The organism is Oceanimonas smirnovii ATCC BAA-899 (assembly GCF_000381965.1).
In the GTDB taxonomy this organism is placed as follows: domain Bacteria; phylum Pseudomonadota; class Gammaproteobacteria; order Enterobacterales; family Aeromonadaceae; genus Oceanimonas; species Oceanimonas smirnovii.
On the sequence record NZ_KB908455.1, the window covers coordinates 38,845 to 55,381 of the forward strand.

Annotated in this window: 17 protein-coding genes; 6 read left to right on the forward strand and 11 right to left on the reverse strand. The window is 57.7% G+C overall.

All coding sequences use genetic code 11. The features are described 5' to 3' along the window. Positions 1-1,521, forward strand: coding sequence for a SpoVR family protein (locus tag G364_RS0103000; RefSeq protein WP_019933667.1), 1,521 nt, complete (start codon positions 1-3; stop codon positions 1,519-1,521). A 31-nt stretch (positions 1,522-1,552) separates the two neighbouring features. Here G364_RS0103000 and fadR read toward each other — a convergent pair whose 3' ends face one another. Continuing rightward, positions 1,553-2,248: a fatty acid metabolism transcriptional regulator FadR gene (gene fadR, locus G364_RS0103005; protein ID WP_019933668.1), complete on the reverse strand. Its 696-nt coding sequence runs from the start codon at positions 2,246-2,248 to the stop codon at positions 1,553-1,555. A gap of 29 nt (positions 2,249-2,277) precedes the next feature. On the opposite strand from fadR, the gene dsbB reads away from it, so the two are divergent. Beyond that, on the forward strand, positions 2,278-2,838 hold the full coding sequence (gene dsbB / locus G364_RS0103010; protein ID WP_019933669.1) for a disulfide bond formation protein DsbB: 561 nt from the start codon (positions 2,278-2,280) through the stop codon (positions 2,836-2,838). Positions 2,839-2,883: 45 nt separating this feature from the next. Here dsbB and G364_RS17340 read toward each other — a convergent pair whose 3' ends face one another. From G364_RS17340 to G364_RS0103025, 3 genes are read right to left on the reverse strand one after another with little or no spacing between them, the layout of a single operon-like run. Continuing rightward, positions 2,884-3,318 (reverse strand): YcgN family cysteine cluster protein, encoded by a 435-nt coding sequence (locus G364_RS17340; RefSeq protein ID WP_019933670.1) that lies wholly within the window; start codon positions 3,316-3,318, stop codon positions 2,884-2,886. Beyond that, on the reverse strand, positions 3,319-3,981 hold the full coding sequence (locus tag G364_RS17345; protein WP_019933671.1) for a fumarylacetoacetate hydrolase family protein: 663 nt from the start codon (positions 3,979-3,981) through the stop codon (positions 3,319-3,321). 9 nt (positions 3,982-3,990) lie between these two features. Continuing rightward, positions 3,991-4,278: a YcgL domain-containing protein gene (locus tag G364_RS0103025; RefSeq protein WP_019933672.1), complete on the reverse strand. Its 288-nt coding sequence runs from the start codon at positions 4,276-4,278 to the stop codon at positions 3,991-3,993. 105 nt (positions 4,279-4,383) lie between these two features. Here G364_RS0103025 and minC point away from each other — a divergent pair, with 105 nt between their 5' ends. Genes minC through minE form a run of 3 tightly spaced genes read left to right on the forward strand, consistent with a single transcriptional unit; the run spans position 4,384 to position 6,187 of the window. Next, positions 4,384-5,064, forward strand: a complete 681-nt coding sequence (gene minC / locus G364_RS0103030) for a septum site-determining protein MinC (RefSeq protein ID WP_019933673.1) — start codon at positions 4,384-4,386, stop codon at positions 5,062-5,064. A 28-nt stretch (positions 5,065-5,092) separates the two neighbouring features. Then, positions 5,093-5,905: a septum site-determining protein MinD gene (gene minD, locus G364_RS0103035; RefSeq protein WP_026344650.1), complete on the forward strand. Its 813-nt coding sequence runs from the start codon at positions 5,093-5,095 to the stop codon at positions 5,903-5,905. Between the two features lie 3 nt (positions 5,906-5,908). Next, positions 5,909-6,187 (forward strand): cell division topological specificity factor MinE, encoded by a 279-nt coding sequence (gene minE, locus G364_RS0103040; protein WP_019933675.1) that lies wholly within the window; start codon positions 5,909-5,911, stop codon positions 6,185-6,187. A gap of 107 nt (positions 6,188-6,294) precedes the next feature. Here minE and rnd read toward each other — a convergent pair whose 3' ends face one another. From rnd to yoaA, 4 genes are read right to left on the reverse strand one after another with little or no spacing between them, the layout of a single operon-like run. Next, positions 6,295-7,389, reverse strand: a complete 1,095-nt coding sequence (gene rnd / locus G364_RS0103045; RefSeq protein WP_019933676.1) for a ribonuclease D — start codon at positions 7,387-7,389, stop codon at positions 6,295-6,297. A gap of 25 nt (positions 7,390-7,414) precedes the next feature. Then, positions 7,415-7,561: a hypothetical protein gene (locus tag G364_RS17120; protein ID WP_019933677.1), complete on the reverse strand. Its 147-nt coding sequence runs from the start codon at positions 7,559-7,561 to the stop codon at positions 7,415-7,417. Positions 7,562-7,570: 9 nt separating this feature from the next. Beyond that, positions 7,571-8,248 (reverse strand): tRNA (adenosine(37)-N6)-threonylcarbamoyltransferase complex dimerization subunit type 1 TsaB, encoded by a 678-nt coding sequence (tsaB, locus tag G364_RS0103055; RefSeq protein ID WP_040614437.1) that lies wholly within the window; start codon positions 8,246-8,248, stop codon positions 7,571-7,573. A gap of 4 nt (positions 8,249-8,252) precedes the next feature. After that, on the reverse strand, positions 8,253-10,172 hold the full coding sequence (yoaA, locus tag G364_RS0103060) for a DNA repair helicase YoaA (protein WP_019933679.1): 1,920 nt from the start codon (positions 10,170-10,172) through the stop codon (positions 8,253-8,255). A 139-nt stretch (positions 10,173-10,311) separates the two neighbouring features. Between yoaA and G364_RS0103065 the strand changes: the two genes are divergently transcribed. After that, a complete protein-coding gene (locus tag G364_RS0103065) occupies positions 10,312-12,129 on the forward strand; it encodes a monovalent cation:proton antiporter-2 (CPA2) family protein (RefSeq protein ID WP_019933680.1) in 1,818 nt (605 codons plus the stop codon). Here G364_RS0103065 and G364_RS0103070 read toward each other — a convergent pair. From G364_RS0103070 to G364_RS0103080, 3 genes are read right to left on the reverse strand one after another with little or no spacing between them, the layout of a single operon-like run. Continuing rightward, positions 12,126-12,857: a ZIP family metal transporter gene (locus G364_RS0103070; RefSeq protein WP_019933681.1), complete on the reverse strand. Its 732-nt coding sequence runs from the start codon at positions 12,855-12,857 to the stop codon at positions 12,126-12,128. The two genes, G364_RS0103065 and G364_RS0103070, sit on opposite strands and share 4 nt — an antisense overlap. A 24-nt stretch (positions 12,858-12,881) precedes the next feature. Further along, a complete protein-coding gene (locus G364_RS0103075; protein ID WP_040614438.1) occupies positions 12,882-15,569 on the reverse strand; it encodes a diguanylate cyclase domain-containing protein in 2,688 nt (895 codons plus the stop codon). After that, on the reverse strand, positions 15,566-16,513 hold the full coding sequence (locus G364_RS0103080) for an ABC transporter substrate-binding protein (RefSeq protein ID WP_019933683.1): 948 nt from the start codon (positions 16,511-16,513) through the stop codon (positions 15,566-15,568). The genes G364_RS0103075 and G364_RS0103080 overlap by 4 nt, the downstream gene beginning before the upstream one ends. Between the last annotated feature and the right edge of the window lie 24 nt (positions 16,514-16,537).

The window sequence follows — 16,537 nt, forward strand, 5'->3', positions numbered from 1 at the left end:
ATGGCCCAAGCACTGAAAAAAGGCCGGCCGCTCAGCGACGGCCCAGACTGGACCTTCGAGCTGCTCGAAGCCTATCACAAGGAAATTATCCGTATTGCCGAGCACTACGGCCTGACTACCTATCCTAATCAGATAGAAATTATTACCGGTGAGCAGATGATGGATGCCTACTCCAGTATCGGCATGCCCATTGGTTACCATCACTGGTCTTATGGCAAAAAGTTTATTCAGACCGAGCAGAACTACAAGCGCGGTCAAATGGGGCTGGCTTATGAAATCGTGATCAATTCCAACCCCTGCATTGCCTATCTGATGGAAGAAAACACCATGCCCATGCAGGCGCTGGTCATGGCCCACGCCTGTTATGGCCATAACTCTTTCTTCAAGAATAACTATCTGTTTAAAACCTGGACCGATGCCGAGTCCATTATTGACTATCTGCTGTTTGCCAAACACTACATTAATGAATGCGAAGAAAAATACGGTGTCACCGAAGTAGAAGCCCTGCTCGACAGCTGCCATGCCCTGATGAACTATGGCGTAGACCGCTACAAGCGGCCACAAAAGCTGTCACTGGCGGAAGAACGCCGCCGGCAGAAAGCACGGGAGGCTTACCTGCAGACTCAGGTAAACGAGCTGTGGCGCACCCTGCCCCGCATGCAGGACGAAAAGCAGCAGCAGAAGATCCGCTACCCCAGGGAGCCGGAAGAAAACCTGTTGTATTTTATTGAAAAACACGCCCCCCTGCTGGAGCCCTGGCAGCGGGAAGTAGTACGCATAGTACGCAAGATCAGTCAGTATTTTTATCCGCAGAAGCAAACCCAGGTCATGAACGAAGGCTGGGCGACCTTCTGGCACTACACCATTTGTCAGCATATGTATGACGAAGGTCTGGTAACGGATCGCTTTATGATGGAAATACTGCACAGCCACACCAATGTGGTGTTTCAGCCTTCTTATAACAGCAAGTATTATTCCGGCATCAACCCCTATGCCCTGGGCTTTGCCATGTTTCAGGACATTCGTCGCATCTGCGAACACCCCACCGAAGAAGACAAACACTGGTTTCCGGATATAGCGGGTTCAGACTGGATAAAAACGCTGCACTTTGCCATGGAAAATTTCAAGGACGAGAGCTTTATCAGTCAGTTCCTGTCACCCAAGGTAATGCGCGATATGCATTTGTTTGCAGTGGCTGACGACGACACCCGCAATTATCTCGAAATTTCTGCCATTCATGATGAAGCCGGTTACCGGCAATTACGTCAGACTTTGTCGAACCAATATAACCTGTCCAACCTGGAGCCCAACATTCAGGTCTATAACGTCGAGATAAAAGGTGACCGTTCCTTAACCCTGCGACATGTGCCGCACAACCGGATCCCGCTGTCCGACTCCTGCCATGAAGTCATCAAACACGTGCACCGTCTGTGGGGCTTTGATGTCTTGCTGGAGCAGGAGGAAGCCGATGGCAGCGGCACCCTGTTAGGCCGCTGCCCGGCCAAAAATGCACAGGCCTGATCTCATGCCGGACGTGCTCCGGCATCTTTTCTTAATGGTCTGAGTCACGGATCTGCTGCCATAACAGTCCTGAGGCGCGGCCATATTCCCGAATTCGCTCAACCACTGCATCGGCCATGCCCTGCTCCGCATAGTCTGCCAGCGTGCGATAATACGCTGTGGCCAGCGCACGGGCTTGCGGTACCGCGAAATATTCCCGACCTACGCGGCAATAAAGCCCTTTAAAGCCGTTAAGGATCAGTCCGTAGATAGGGTTGCCCGACGCAAACGCCAACTGACGATGCAACTCATAGTCAAAGGCAGCAAAAGACTCTGCATTATCAGTCACCCGGCTCAGGCCGGCGACAGCCTCGCATACCTGCTGTGGATGCTGACGAATGGCACTGCGAATAAAAATACTGCTGATATGAGTACGGGCCGACAGCAGATGCTCTATCAGCTCAGGCGTTTTATCGGCATCAAGCCTTGCCAGGGTTTCCAGAATATTCAGCCCCGATGTCTCCCACACATTATTGACCCGGGTAGGTTTTCCATGGCGAATGGTCAGCCAGCCATCCCGCGCCAGCCGGTGCAGCACTTCCCGCAATGTGGTCCGGGTCACGCCAATCAGCTCCGACAACTCACGCTCCGCCGGCAAAATGGAGCCCGGCGGAAACTGACTGTTCCAGATGGACTCTATGATATATTCTTCCGCAAATCCCGCAGGGCTTTGAGCCTTGATGATCATAAAACCCTCTGATAAGGCAAGGTTAGTGAATGGTAAAAAGTGCGCAAAATAATAACAGAGCGGACCAGCCGGTCACAAGCGGGCGGCTGCTTCGCTTTTCACGCAGCAGCGCCGCCTGGGCGTTGCTCACCCTGGGCAGCCTGTCGCTGTTATTAACAGCGTTGTTTTTTCAGTATGTACAGGGCTACGCCCCTTGCGTCATGTGCGTCTATCAGCGGGCCGCTCTGGCCGGCGTGATCCTGGCCGGTGCGCTGGGCTGGCTTGCATCGGGCAACGGCGTTCCCGGAGCACTGGCACTGACCGGCTGGCTGGCCGCGTCAGTAGAAGGTTTTTTACTGGCAAAAGAGCATGTGGATTATCAGCTCAACCCGTCCCCCTTTCATCAGTGTTCCACGGTAGCAGAGTTTCCGGTTTGGTTTCAGCTGGATGCCTGGTGGCCGGCGGTATTTTATCCCAGCGGTGACTGCTCCTCCATCGACTGGCAATGGCTGGGACTGACCATGCCCCAGTGGCTGATGGGGATTTTTGCGGTGCTGGCCGGCTTGGCGGGATTGTTTATTCTGATAAGACTGGCGGCAGCAAGGGGTTAAGGACTCCGGGCCAGGCCCGGAGTGACGGTATGCTGTTCAATACGACTAACCGGCCCAGGTAATAATATGATCTTCCCAGTCTCCGGCCTTTGACTCGGGGACTACCTTGCCCCGCACAGACTGACCGGCTCTGTGCATGGCACTCTTGGAGCCGGTGCGCAGCGGATGCCAGGACGGCAGTGCCTTGCCCTCTGCCAGCACACGGTAAGCACAGGTAGACGGCAGCCAGTAAAATTCGCTCAGCTGCTCCCGGGTGATCTTCAGGCAATCGGGCACCCGGGCAAAGCGATTTACATAGTCACTGCAGGCACAGCTGTGCGTGTTGAGCAGCTCGCAGGCGACATTGGTATGCACCAGCTCCTCGGTTTCGTCATCAATCAATTTGTTGAGACAACATTTACCGCAACCGTCACACAAGGCTTCCCATTCCTCGTCGGTCATTTGCTCAAGGGTTTTGGTCTGCCAGAAATTCGCCTGCATTTATTTCGCTACCTTCGCCTCAACGGCAAACTGTTGATTCAGGGTTAACCTGAGGGAATCTCCGGGGTTGAGCTCAGCCACTCCTTTGGGCGTGCCGGTCAGAACAATATCGCCGGGCATCAGAGTAAAACTGTGGCTGATATCGGCCAGCAGCTCCCCCATGGTCCACATCATCAAGGCGGTATCACCCGTCTGCCGCGGCTCGCCGTTCACCTCCAGAGAAAATACCAGCTGCTGCAGTGGCGGCAGCAAGTCGGGTGCCACAAAGGGCCCCATGGGGCAGCTGCCGTCAAAGGCCTTGGCCCGCTCCCAGGGCTGGCCTTTGGCCTTCAGATCATCCTGTACCGAACGCAGGGTAAGATCCAGCGCAAGGCCAACGCCCACTACCCCGTTCAGGGCAGTTTCAGCGTCGGCCTTGCACAGACGACGGCCAATCAGCAGAGCCACTTCCGCTTCGTGGTGCACCGGCCCCTGGTTTTTCGGCAAAACCAGCGGCTCGCTCATCGGAGTCAGGCTGGTGGCCGGCTTGATAAACAACAAAGGCGCATCGGGCACCGCGTTGTTCAGCTCCTCGGCATGCTCACGATAGCTGCGTCCCACGCACACTACCTTGCCGGTAGCATAAGGCAGAACGAAGCCTTCCTGATCAATGTGCTGGTACATAATGCGTCCTTATTCCCCGTTGCCTTCTGCGGCCTGCCGCGCCAGATGCTCTTTCAGCAGGTTTTCCGGCGGTGGCGGCAGCTGCAGAAAATAACCCTGTGTCTTCAGGGCAGCGCGAACTTTGTCGATATCTGAAATCCCGAGACGGGTTTTACTGGCAAGATTAAACATCATCGCCAGTTGCGGCGTGCCAAAGGTATCCATCAGGGGGGCGGGAACGCGCGAGAAATCGTCGCGGCGTTCAACAAACAAATAGGTTTCTGCCTTTTTGGGGCTTTTATACACTGCACACAACATGGAAATTGCTATAATCCGTCGGGTTTATTGCCAGTTAGGACGGCAAACTATACCATCTGCACGACCAATAACAAAAAGGATAACTTCCTTGGGGGACAGCCGCTTATGGCGGAGCGTGGCATTGAATTGAAAGGCAGCAGCTTTACCCTGTCGGTGTTGCATATCAACTCGCCCGACATTGCTCAGGTAAAACAGCAACTGCAGGAAAAGATAGCACAGGCACCGGAGTTTTTCCGCGCCGCACCACTGGTTATCAATATTGAAAAGTTAACCGAAGTACCGGATTTTATCGCGCTTTCTGCCGCCGTGCGTGAGCTTGCTCTGGTGCCTGTGGGTGTCAGTGGCATTCTTACTGACGAAGGCCGGGCCGCGGCCAGAGCCGCCGGCCTTGCCGTGATGACCTCCGGCAAGGTGCCTGCTGCTGCCGAGCCGTCCCCTCCTGCTGCCCTGCTCAACCAGCCCGGCACCCGGGTACACAGGGGCCCGGTACGCTCAGGCCAGCAAATTTATGCCCAAAGTGGCTCACTGGTTATTCTGGGCGCTGTCAGTAACGGTGCTGAAGTCATTGCCGACGACAGCATTCATGTTTATGGCGCGCTGCGCGGGCGCGCCGTGGCCGGTGCCAAAGGTAACGATAATGCCCGCATTTACTGCCAGCAATTAATGCCCGAGCTGGTGTCTGTTGCCGGACACTATCAGCTCAGTGATGGCCTGCAGGGCGAGCATTGGGAACAGGCAGTCAGTATTTCGCTATCGGGTGAACAACTGAAACTCGACAGGCTGTGATTTTTTTCTACTTTTAGGAACACACTTTATGGCACGGATTATCGTCGTCACCTCTGGTAAAGGAGGCGTGGGTAAAACCACCTCCAGCGCAGCTATCAGTACCGGCCTGGCCAAACTGGGCCATAAAACGGTGGTCATCGATTTTGATATCGGTCTGCGTAACTTGGATCTTATTATGGGTTGTGAGCGCCGGGTTGTTTATGACTTTGTTAACGTCATTAACGGCGACGCCAACCTTAATCAGGCCCTTATTCGCGACAAGCGGGTCGAGCAGCTTTATATTCTGCCGGCGTCGCAAACCCGCGATAAAGATGCCCTCACCCGGGAAGGGGTCGAAAAGATCATTAATGATCTGAGCGACATGGGCTTTGAATATATTATCTGTGACTCGCCTGCTGGCATAGAAAGCGGTGCCCTGATGGCACTCTACTTTGCCGATGAGGCCATCGTCACCACCAACCCGGAAGTGTCCTCGGTTCGTGACTCTGACCGCATTCTGGGTATCCTGTCTTCCAAATCCCGCCGTGCCGAACAAGGTAAAGAGCCCATTAAGGAGCACCTGCTGCTGACCCGTTATTCTCCCGAGCGGGTAAACCGGGGCGACATGCTGAGCGTAGAAGACGTGCAGGAGATTCTGGCTATTCCGCTGCTGGGTGTGATCCCCGAGTCTCAGGCTGTGCTCAAGGCATCAAACGCCGGTGAGCCGGTGATCCTCGACAGCGAATCAGATGCCGGTCTTTGCTATGCCGACACAGTGGCCCGCCTGCTCGGTGAAGAGCGGGAGTTTCGATTCCTCGAAGAAGGAAAGAAAGGATTTTTCAGCCGACTTTTTGGGAGTTAATTCATGTCTCTACTGGACTATTTCCGTTCAAAAAAGACCCAGAGCAGCGCCAAACTGGCGAAAGAACGACTACAGATCATTGTGGCCCACGAGCGCAGCCAGCGTGATACCCCTGATTATCTGCCACAAATGAAGCAAGACATTCTGGAAGTGATCCGCAAATACGTGAAAATTGAACTTGATCAGATTTCCGTTCAGCTCGATCAGAAGGGAGATAACCTGTCTGTGCTCGAGCTTAACATCATGTTCCCCGAGCATGATGACAGCAAGGCTGACTCGTAACGTGTACCGTTATTCCGGGCTTGACCCGGAATCTGAAAAATAGGTTGGGACTCGTCCCAACCTATTCTGACGTAGGTTGAGACGAGTCCCAACAAGATCGCCCGAGATTACAGCTTGCCTGACAGCAGCTCGCCGCGCCATCCCTGCAGCAGCACGGGGGGCGTACTGTCACTCTCTTGCAGCCGCCATTTCCAGCTCAGGTACTGATGAATAATCCGCTTTGATGCGATCAGCTCGGCAGGCACATCAGCAGCCTCCCCGGCCTGCTCAATCACAGTTCGAATACGTTTGAGCTCCGCCTTGTAGTCGGGAAAGTCCACCAGCCGTTTTACCGGCGCAGGCCAGGACTCCGGCATGCTCAGTGCCTGTTGCACCAGCGCCAGCAGCGTTTTGCCATGCCGTTTTATCTCCATGGGATCCAGCCCCAGACGGTTCAGATCCGTCAGGCTTTGCGGTGCCCGCTCCGCCACGCGGAACAAGTGGGCTTCTCGTACCACAAAATTGACTGCCAGATCCCGCTTGCGCGCTTCATTCAGCCGCCAGGCACACAGTTGCTGTAAAATACCCAGGGCCTGCCGGTCCAGCGTCCAGGCGTTTTTTATATCCAGATAAGCCAGCTCAGGCGTCGTACTCTCCCCCCGGCGTTTTACTGCTGCTTCACATTCCTGTTCATACCAGCCGAGAAAGCCTTTCTCTGCCAGCTGCGCATGCAACTTTTCATACAGCGGATATAAATAAATCACATCATCGGCAGCATAGCTGAGCTGCTCCGCCGATAAAGGCCGTGCCAGCCAGTCAGTGCGGGCATGGGCCTTGTCCAGGCTCACGCCCAGCAACTGCTCCACCAGAGGCGCAAAACCAAGCTGAGCCCCCAGGCCCAGAAAAGCTGCTGCCAGCTGAGTGTCGTGCACCCGGGCCGGCAAGGCACCGCTCTGATGCTGGAACAGCTCCAGATCTTCTCCGCCTGCGTGCAGCAGGCACAAACGCTCCGGGTTATGCAGCAACCGCCACAGCGGCGAACAGTCAGTGACCGCCAGCGGATCAATCAGGGCAGTACGTTCCCCGTCGTTAAGCTGATAAAGCCCCGGGCGGGCATGATAAGTGCGGGTGCGTACAAATTCGGTATCAATGGCCAGCACAATGGCGCTGGTCTGGCAAAAATCGGCAAGCTGTTGGTTATCGTCAATATATAAATAAGTCATGCAGGCTCTGTAACAAATAAAAAACTCAGCGGCGGCGTTGCCGGTGCCACTGGCGCAACAAACGCTGGCGCTGACGCCGGCGTCGCTGTACACACTGGCGGGTGCGGTGATAAGGCCGCTGGGGAAACAGCAAGGGTGTCTCATCCCGGGCAAACGAATAGAAAGTGGTCACCCCTGCTCCTCAGCGACCCGGCAGTTTCTGCCAGGTAACCTTGTCTCGTAAATACACAGGCCGGGCTTCGGCGGCCGTCTGTACACGACCGGCGGCCAGATCCTGTCGTGCCTGAGGCAGCATGTCGCGGGCATCAGGAAAAGGCACTGCTTCGCACAGGCCCTGTGCATGGGCTGTCAGTTCAGGATAGGTAACAAATCCGCTGCCGGCTGCCTGCTGCCAGCGGGTCTGCGGTATCGCAACGGCCTCGGGGGGCTGTACGGTTTCAGCCAGCGTCGGACTCATTACTCCGTCTGTCAGCGTAAACCCGCCCACATAAACTTCCCCCATGCGGGCATCAATGGCGCTCAAGGCCGTGGTACAGCCGGTATAACGATGTGCGCCCTGAGCCAGGGCCTGCAGGTTGGACACGCCCAACAGCGGCAATCCGGCTCCGAAAGCCAGCCCCTGAGCCACCCCAAGGGTAATGCGCACACCGGTAAAAGAGCCGGGCCCCCGGCCAAAGGCCAGACCGTCGAGCCGGCTCAGGGTGATTCCTGCTTCATCCAGCAAAGACTGCACCATCGGCAAAATCAGCTCTGTGTGTCCCCGGGGGGCAACCTCATAGCGGGATAAAATATCACCCTCGTACCACAGCGCAGCCGAGCAGGCTTCGGTGGCGGTGTCGATGGCCATTAACAGGCTCATGGCATTACTCCAAATTCATTAAAAATTCATTCAGTGCCGGCAGGCTGCGGGTACGCGGCATGGCCGGCAGACTGGCAATAAAATCGGCCCCGTAGCCACGGTTAACCAGACGGGCATCGGCAATCACCAGTGCGCCCTTATCATTCACATCACGAATAAGCCGGCCCACGCCTTGTTTCAGGGTGATAATGGCCCTGGGCAGCTGCACTCGGGCAAAGCCGTCTTCGCCCCGGCGGCGGCAGTCTTCCAGCCGGGCGCTGAGCAAGGGGTCATCAGGCGCCGCAAAGGGCAGTTTATCGATCACCACGCACTGCAGTGCCTTGCCGCGCACATCGATGCCTTCCCAGAAACTGCCGGTGGCCACCAGCACGGCACGGCCGTCCTGGCTGAACTGCTCCAGCAGCCGCACCTTGTTGTCTTCGCCCTGCATCAATACGGTACGATCCAGCCGGGCCCGCAGCACCTCGGCGACTTCCCGCATCACCTGATAGCTGGTGCACAGAAAAAAGGTCCCTCCGGGTACCTTTTCCAGGGTATCCAGCAGGGTCTGGGCCAGCATGTGGCCACGACCGGCACCGCTGGTTTCCGGCAAATAGCGCGGCACGCACAGCCGCGACTGGCGAGGGTAATCAAAAGGACTGTCCAATTGCAAGGTACGGCATTCGCTGAGGCCGAGATCATGACAAAAGTGCTCAAAGCTGTCACCGACCGCCAGGGTGGCCGAGGTAAATATCCAGCTGGTATTTTCCCGGGCAAGCTCGGCAGAAAAGCGCTCGGCCACCGACAAGGGAGTTTTATGCAGGGTAATATGCAGCCGGCTGCAGTCATACCAGAAGGAGTGGCCATTTTCCTCTACCCGGATCAGCGCATCCAGCTCTGTACGCAGACCAATCAAACGCTCAAAGCACTGATCCAGCTGCTCTCCCCGCCCCAGCGCCAGCTTCAGTACTTCATGGGTAAAGCCAAGGCTTTCATTCAGTCTGGCCAGCGCCTGAGCCACCGGTGCCCGGGCCAGTGCCTGTCGCAGCTGGCCACGGCCGGTATCCAGACCAAAGGCCAGCCGAAAGTCCTGGGCACAGCGTTCCAGCTGATCGGCGGCCTTGGACAGCTGAGCCATATCTTTGGCCTCGGTTTTCTGGGCCAGACGCATATCCTTGGCTAAATCACCAAACTGCCGGCTGGACTGGCTTTTACCAAAATACTGGCCGGCAATATCAGGCAGCTGATGGGCCTCGTCCAGAATACAGACCTCGGCGTCGGGTATAAGCTGCCCAAAGCCGGTATCACGCACCGCCATATCCGCAAAAAACAGATGATGATTCACCACCACCACCTGGGCTTCCATGGCCTTGTTACGGGCCTTGACCAGATAGCAATCCTGATAGTGGGCACAGTCACGGCCGGCACAGTTGTCGTTGGTGCTGGTAATCAGTCCGAGAATGTCACTGCGCTCAGACAGGCCGGGAATATCCCCCACATCGCCGCTGGTGGTCAGCGGTGCAAAGCGCCTGACCGTTTGCAGATCCGCCAGTGCCGCCGACGACAGACTGGGCACCGCGTCGCTGAGCCGGCCCAGCCGTTCAATGCACAGATAGTTGGAGCGGCCCTTGAGCAATGCCACCGGATAGGCGTAATTCAGCGCCTTGATCAGGGTGGGCAGATCCCTGTGATAGAGCTGCTCCTGCAGATTGCGTGAGCCTGTGCTCACCACCACCTTTTTGCCGGCAGCCAGCGCCGGTGCCAGATAGGCAAAGGTTTTACCGGTGCCGGTGCCCGCCTCTACCACCAGCGGCACCTTGTCGTTCATGGCACGGATAACCGCTGCCGACATGTCTACCTGAGCGGCACGGGGAAGAAACCCGTCAATGGCGCTGGCCAGCGGGCCTTGGGGATCAAACAGGGCAAGGGCGTCGGTGGAGTCCAAGGGCTGAAATTTCCTCGCTAAAAAGTGAATGATATCAAAACCCGCTGCAGGGCGGCAGGCACTATTCCGTTTTATTGAACGCCATGCGAAACTGAACTCACTTCCCCTTTTTGCATTTCTTTTCTGCTCAGGAGCTTTCATGCCCGACGACGGTAGCCTGTTGCAGGCCAGCGTTATTTTTTTGCTGACCGCAGTTGTTATGGTTCCTCTTGCCAAACGCCTCAAGCTGGGAGCCGTGCTTGGCTACCTGCTGGGGGGCGTGCTTCTTGGCCCCTCGGTTACCGGCCTTATCAGTGCACCACAGAGTGTGGCTCAGTTATCAGAACTGGGGGTGGTCATGCTGATGTTTTTAATTGGTCTTGAATTGTCGCCGCGGCGGCTGTGGGTGATGCGCCGTGCCGTGTTCGGGGCAGGACTGGCACAGGTTGTGTTAACCGGTGTGGTGCTGGCGCTGGGTGCCTGGCTGGTATTTTCCCTGCCCGCCAACACGGCACTGGTGCTGGGCTTTGGTCTGGCGCTGTCGTCTACCGCCATGGGCCTGCAGCTGCTGGCCGAGCGCAAGGCACTGAACAGCCCTCATGGCCGCCAGGCCTTTGCCATTTTGCTGTTTCAGGATATTGCTGCCATTCCGCTGATTGCACTGGTGCCGGTGCTGGGAACAGCCCAAAGCACAGACAATAACGGACTCTGGCACCTGCTGCAGGTGGTGGTCAGCATTGGGATTGTATTTGTGGGTGGTCGCTATCTGCTGCGTCCGGTATTTCGTATGGTTGCCAAAAGCGGACTGCAGGAAGTGTCTACCGCCACAGCCCTGCTGGTGGTAATGGGCACTGCCTGGCTGATGGAGTGGGCCGGTGTGTCCATGGCACTGGGAGCCTTTCTGGCGGGCCTGCTGCTGGCCGACTCGGAATACCGTCACGAGCTCGAATCCCAGATTGCCCCCTTTGAAGGCCTGCTGCTGGGGCTGTTCTTTATGGGGGTGGGCATGACCGCGGATTTAAGCCTGTTGCTCAGTCATCCCTGGCAAGTACTGGGGCTGGCCACCCTGCTGCTGGCGCTGAAAAGTCCCTTGCTGACGCTGGTTGGCCGCACCGTAGGCCGGCTTCATACCCAGGAGGCGCTGCGGCTTGGGCTGCTGCTGGCCGCCGGCGGGGAGTTTGCCTTTGTTCTGTTCAAACTGGCACTGCAGCATCAGCTGCTGACCACGGCCCTGTACGATCTGCTGGTGCTTACCATTACCGTCTCCATGGCACTCACCCCTTTGCTGTTGATGGCAGGTGCCCGCTGGCTGCAACAGGCACCCGCACCCGGCTCGGTACCGCCGGAATATCATCAGCTGCAGGATCATGGCCCCCGGGCGGTCATTGTCGGCATGGGTCGCATGGGCCAGATAGTCGCGCGCATGCTGCGGGCACAGCGGGTGCCTTTTGTGGCCTTTGACAACGAAGTGGACACCATCAGTTTTACCCGCAGCATCGACAACATTCCCATCTATTACGGTGATCCGCTGCGCGCCGGCGTGCTGCGCACTGCCGGTGCCGAGCAGGCCGAGTTTTTTATTGTGGCGACCGACGATCCCGAAACCAACTTGCAAATCACCGAGCAGGTGCGCCGGCGTTATCCGCACATGAAGGTTATCGCCCGGGCACGCAATCGCCAGCATGTGCATAAATTATGGGATCTGGGTGCCCATCCGGTGCGGGAAACCTTTCACTCCAGTATGGAAATGAGCCGGCAGGTGCTGCTCGGACTGGGCCTGAGTGACGAACAGACCGATGCCCGCCTGCGCCGGTTTCGCCAGCACGATGAAGCCGTACTGATGGAGCAGCATAAGGTCTATGATGATGAGGCGGCGCTGATACAAACGGCCCGGCAGGCCAGGGCCGAGCTGGAAAACCTGTTTGAATCAGACCGGCTGGAAAGCCGGCCCGGCGTACTGCAGCAGCCCGACGCTTAACCGCCGTGGCCGGTCAGCATATGACCCATAATACCTAACAGAAAGCCCAGCACTGCCCCCATGGGCGGTGCCCAGTGGCGTTCCAGCACGGCCTGGGGAGCAATGTCCTGAAAGACCGAATATAAAATACCGCCGGCGGCAAACAGCATGATGCCCGACACCAGGGGCGGATTGCCGGCAAACCAGAAATGCCCCGCCAGTGCCGCCAGCGGTCCCAGTAACGACATCACCACAAATGACTTGAGTGCCGTGCCCCGGCCATTGCCCGGGCGGGCACTTTCCGACAGCTCCCGGTAGGCATTAAACCCTTCAGGCAGATTCTGCAGCGCCATCAGTCCCGCCAGCAGCATGGCACCGGTTTTGTTGCCGTAAGCAAAAGCCGCCCCCAGCGCAATGGACTCGGGAATAAAGTCCGACAGCATGGCCGCCAGCTGGCCGGCCCGGGTTTTAAAATACGCCAGCAGCACATCCAGCAGCATAAAGGCCAGGCCACCGCCGGCAAAGCACAGGGCTGCCGTGCTCAGTTCCAGCCGCGAGCTGCCTTCCGGCACCAGCACCAGCGCCACCGCCGACAACAGGGCCCCCCCGCCAAAGGCCACCACCGAATGACGAAACTCGCTTTCCAGCCAGTCGGGATGAATGCGTTCTACCCGCGCCAGCATGGCACCGGCGGGCATGGCCAGCCCCGCCAGCAGCGTAACCAGTACCATTATGATGATATCCAGCATAGTGTGCTCCTTGCTAATAAATGGTTATACGTCACTCAGCTCATATTCCAGCTGACGTTGCTCCAGCTCGCCGAAGCGCTGCCAGCCGTTTTTACCCGCCTGTTTGGCGGCATACATGGCCACATCAGCCCGGCGCATCAGCTGATCAGCATCCACACCGTCCCGCGGGTACACCGCCATGCCCAGACTGGCGGAAACCTGCACGGTGGCACAGCTCAGGGCAACCGGCTCACTGGCCGCCTGCAGCAGACGCGCCAGCACGTCATTACCGTCATCCGGGCCGCTCATTCCTGCCAGCACAGCAACAAATTCATCACCGCCCAGCCGGCCCAGGGTGTCATTTTCTCTCAGGCTTTGCTGCATGCGGGCGGCCAGCGTTTTCAGCAGCTCATCACCGGCATCGTGGCCATGGGTATCATTAACAGCCTTAAATCCGTCAAGGTCCAGATACACAATGCCCACAGCCCCGCCCTGGCGGCGGCAACCGGCAAGTGCCTGCTGTATTCTGTCTGCCAGCAGCAGGCGGTTGGGCAGCCCGGTCAGCGCATCGTAATGAGCAATACGCTCCAGCTTTTCCTGCTGATCCAGCAGCGGCGTAATATCCGAAAACATAAACACATAGTGCCGGGAACGCCCGCAGTCATCCTGCACCCGGCTTACGCTCAGCATCTGGGCATACTGCTCACCGCTTTTACGCCGGCTCCATACTTCCCCCTGCCAGTATCCGTGGCTGGCCAGTGCCTGCCAGATATCACGGTAGAACGACTCGGCATGCCGGCCCGAATGCAGCATGCTGCCGGGCTGGCCAATCATCTCGCGGGAGGAATAACCGGTAATGCGGGTAAAGGCCTGATTCACATCCAGCACCTTATCGTGCTTGTCGGTGATCATAATGGCTTCCCGGGAATGACTGAATACGCTGGCCGCCAGCCGCAGGTCCAGATCAGCCCGGCGCTCACTGGTAATATCATAAAAGGCCACCACCAGACGGTAGTTGGCGTGCCCCAGTGGGGTGGCACTGACCTTAAGCCAGCGCACACCACTGTCGGTATGCAGCTCCATAATCACATTATGCACCGGCCGGTTTTCCTGCATGGCACGATAACTGGCAAATTCGGTGTTGGGCATTTCACTGCCATCGGGTCGTTGTACCCGCCAGCCGCGCTGCTGATACACCGCATTCAGCATATGGCCCGGACGCATGTGCAGCAGCTGCTCGGCACCGCTGTTACAGTGCACAACCCGGCCGCGGTGATCGGTCAGCACTATGCCCATGGGCAAAAACGACACTATGGTGCGCAGCCGCTCTTCATTGCTGATAATCAGCTCCTGCTGCCGGCGACGCTGAGTAATGTCCTGCAGTGTGCCGGACACACGGGCCCCCGCTCCGTTTGTGACCAGCCGGCCTTTCACCAGCACCCAGGCATAGCCGCCCCTGCGCCGGCGCATGCGCAGCTCCAGCTCGAGCTGTTCACTGTGGTCCGTCAGCAAGGCGTGAATGCGTTCCTTAAGCACAGCCAGATCTGGTGCATAAAAGACGGCCCGCAGACGCTCTGCACTCACAGGACCGGACCAGCCCCGGCGGTATCCTGCCGGATAAGCACATTGCTCGCTGCAGCTTAAGGTATCCTTGCCGGCCTGCCACTCCCACACGCCAATGCCGGTACCCCAGATCACTTCTTCCAGCTTGCGGCTTTGCTCACGATAATCTTTACGGCTCTGGCGCACCTGCAGGTGCTTGCGTCCCAGTGCCAGCAAACTCAATGACAATAACAACAGCAAGATGCACACAAATAACAGCCAGGGGCCATAAAAACGCCACAAGGTCACCAGGCTGGGCTGGCTTTCCACGTCAAAGGGCGGCTGGCGCAAACGACGGGCCAGATTCTCTACCGGCAAATAATCGCCGGGGGGTGCAAACCCCTCAATGCCCGCCGCCTGAGCCGCCGGGTGCTGATGCTCCAGTGCCATGAGAGCGCTGGCAATACGGCGAATATGCACAGGAGAAACATTGGGCAGGGCCAGAAAGGGCCATTCCGGATAAAGCCGGGTAGACACAGCAAACGGAAAGCCGGGCAGCGCCTGGCGGTTGATCACTTTCAGCTGAGCCTGCTGCTGGGGCGACAGCCCCTCAAGAATACCGGTACGCACAAAGCCTGCATCTGCAGTGGCGTCTAATACCGCCTCCACCACTCTGCCGTGAGAGCCCGCCACATCAACCTCAATATCGTTAAGCGTCATATCCGCTTCCAGCAGCTCCAGTGCCTGAGTCTGAAAGCCGCCCAGAAAACGGTAGCCGGGAATGGCCACGGTTTGCCCGCGCAGATGAGCGAGATGCTGAATATCGCTGCGTTCATTGCGGGTAATAATGACGCCCCCCAGCGCACTGGTAGCGGTGCCCCGTTCACGGCTGATTTTGGTGGCCAGCACGCCGGTCAGCGCATTCTGGCTGCGCAGCAATAAATAATGACTGGGATTGGTAAACACCAGATCCAGATTATTACGGGCCAGCTCCTGCTCGATCTCAGCCTGGGTCAGCACCAGTAATCTGATGGTGACATCGGGTAACTGTTCGCTTAAATAGGCTGCCAGCGGCTGATACATTTGCTCCATTACCGGCTTGTCTCGGTAGGCAAATACTCCCATGGTCAGCACTTGCTCAGCACGCAGCGGCAGCGCCAGCATCACACACAACAACAGTAACCACCTCATGCCAGCACCTCGGGCAGCCAGCGGGAGCTGAGCAGTTTCTCCTGCACATCGGGCTGTGCCAGCAGACCGTTATTGAGCATAATCTCGTGCAACTGTTGCCCTGCCAGCGCCAGCCGGCTTGCGCCATGATCAAGATAACGGTGGTTGGCAGCCAGCCCGGGCAGCATGACCCCTGCCAGCGCCTGTTTCACCTGCTGGGGGCTAATCTGCTGGCGGGCGGCAATGCGATAAAGCGCGTCCTGACGATTGCTGCGTATATGCTCCAGAGCATGAAAATGAGCGGCTATCAGCGCTTTTACGGGCTTGAACATCAGGCTGTCGGTGCGTACCGCCAGCACATCAAAAATGGTATCGGGCAGTTCACGGCTGTTGAACAGGTTAACGCCGCCCAGCTCCAGCAGCCGGCTGGCGGTGGGCTCATAGGTGATAATGGCGTCTACCTTGTGCTGTTGCCAGGCCGCCAGCTGCCCCGCCGGCGGTAACTCTACCGTCTGTACCGCCGCGCGCGGCAGTCCGGCCTTATTCAGCACCCGGTTCAGCATTAATGCACCCAGGGCGGTCGACTCCACCCCCAGCCGTTTTCCTTCAAGTTGTTGCAGGTGCTGAATCTCCGCTCTGGCTACCAGCATATCGGCCCCTGCCGACACATTGAACACCAGCGCAATTTGCAAGGGCAACCCCAGGCTGCGTGCCACCAGCACTTCATCCAGGGTCAGGCAGGCAGCGTCCAGCTCGCCGTTGCGCAGCCCCGCCAGGGAGTCGGTGGCACTGGTGCCCGATATCAGCTCTGCGCCAGCGGGCAGCCAGCGCAGATTTTGCGCCAGATATAAGGTTTCGTAGCCAATCCAGGTGTGAATGCCCACCCGCAGTGGCGATACTCCACATCCGAGCAGCGGCAATGCCGCCAGGCTGGCGAGGCCGGTAAGAAAACGACGGCGTTCCATGATAGATAGACCTCTCCTGGCCGG

Bases quoted from the DNA above. Each gene is read 5' to 3' on its own strand.
- G364_RS0103000 (WP_019933667.1), top strand. From the start codon at position 1: ATGGCCCAAGCACTGAAAAAAGGCCGGCCGCTCAGCGACGGCCCAGAC.
- fadR (WP_019933668.1), bottom strand. From the start codon at position 2,248: ATGATCATCAAGGCTCAAAGCCCTGCGGGATTTGCGGAAGAATATATC.
- dsbB (WP_019933669.1), top strand. From the start codon at position 2,278: ATGGTAAAAAGTGCGCAAAATAATAACAGAGCGGACCAGCCGGTCACA.
- G364_RS17340 (WP_019933670.1), bottom strand. From the start codon at position 3,318: ATGCAGGCGAATTTCTGGCAGACCAAAACCCTTGAGCAAATGACCGAC.
- G364_RS17345 (WP_019933671.1), bottom strand. From the start codon at position 3,981: ATGTACCAGCACATTGATCAGGAAGGCTTCGTTCTGCCTTATGCTACC.
- G364_RS0103025 (WP_019933672.1), bottom strand. From the start codon at position 4,278: ATGTTGTGTGCAGTGTATAAAAGCCCCAAAAAGGCAGAAACCTATTTG.
- minC (WP_019933673.1), top strand. From the start codon at position 4,384: ATGGCGGAGCGTGGCATTGAATTGAAAGGCAGCAGCTTTACCCTGTCG.
- minD (WP_026344650.1), top strand. From the start codon at position 5,093: ATGGCACGGATTATCGTCGTCACCTCTGGTAAAGGAGGCGTGGGTAAA.
- minE (WP_019933675.1), top strand. From the start codon at position 5,909: ATGTCTCTACTGGACTATTTCCGTTCAAAAAAGACCCAGAGCAGCGCC.
- rnd (WP_019933676.1), bottom strand. From the start codon at position 7,389: ATGACTTATTTATATATTGACGATAACCAACAGCTTGCCGATTTTTGC.
- tsaB (WP_040614437.1), bottom strand. From the start codon at position 8,248: ATGAGCCTGTTAATGGCCATCGACACCGCCACCGAAGCCTGCTCGGCT.
- G364_RS0103065 (WP_019933680.1), top strand. From the start codon at position 10,312: ATGCCCGACGACGGTAGCCTGTTGCAGGCCAGCGTTATTTTTTTGCTG.
- G364_RS0103070 (WP_019933681.1), bottom strand. From the start codon at position 12,857: ATGCTGGATATCATCATAATGGTACTGGTTACGCTGCTGGCGGGGCTG.
- G364_RS0103075 (WP_040614438.1), bottom strand. From the start codon at position 15,569: ATGAGGTGGTTACTGTTGTTGTGTGTGATGCTGGCGCTGCCGCTGCGT.
- G364_RS0103080 (WP_019933683.1), bottom strand. From the start codon at position 16,513: ATGGAACGCCGTCGTTTTCTTACCGGCCTCGCCAGCCTGGCGGCATTG.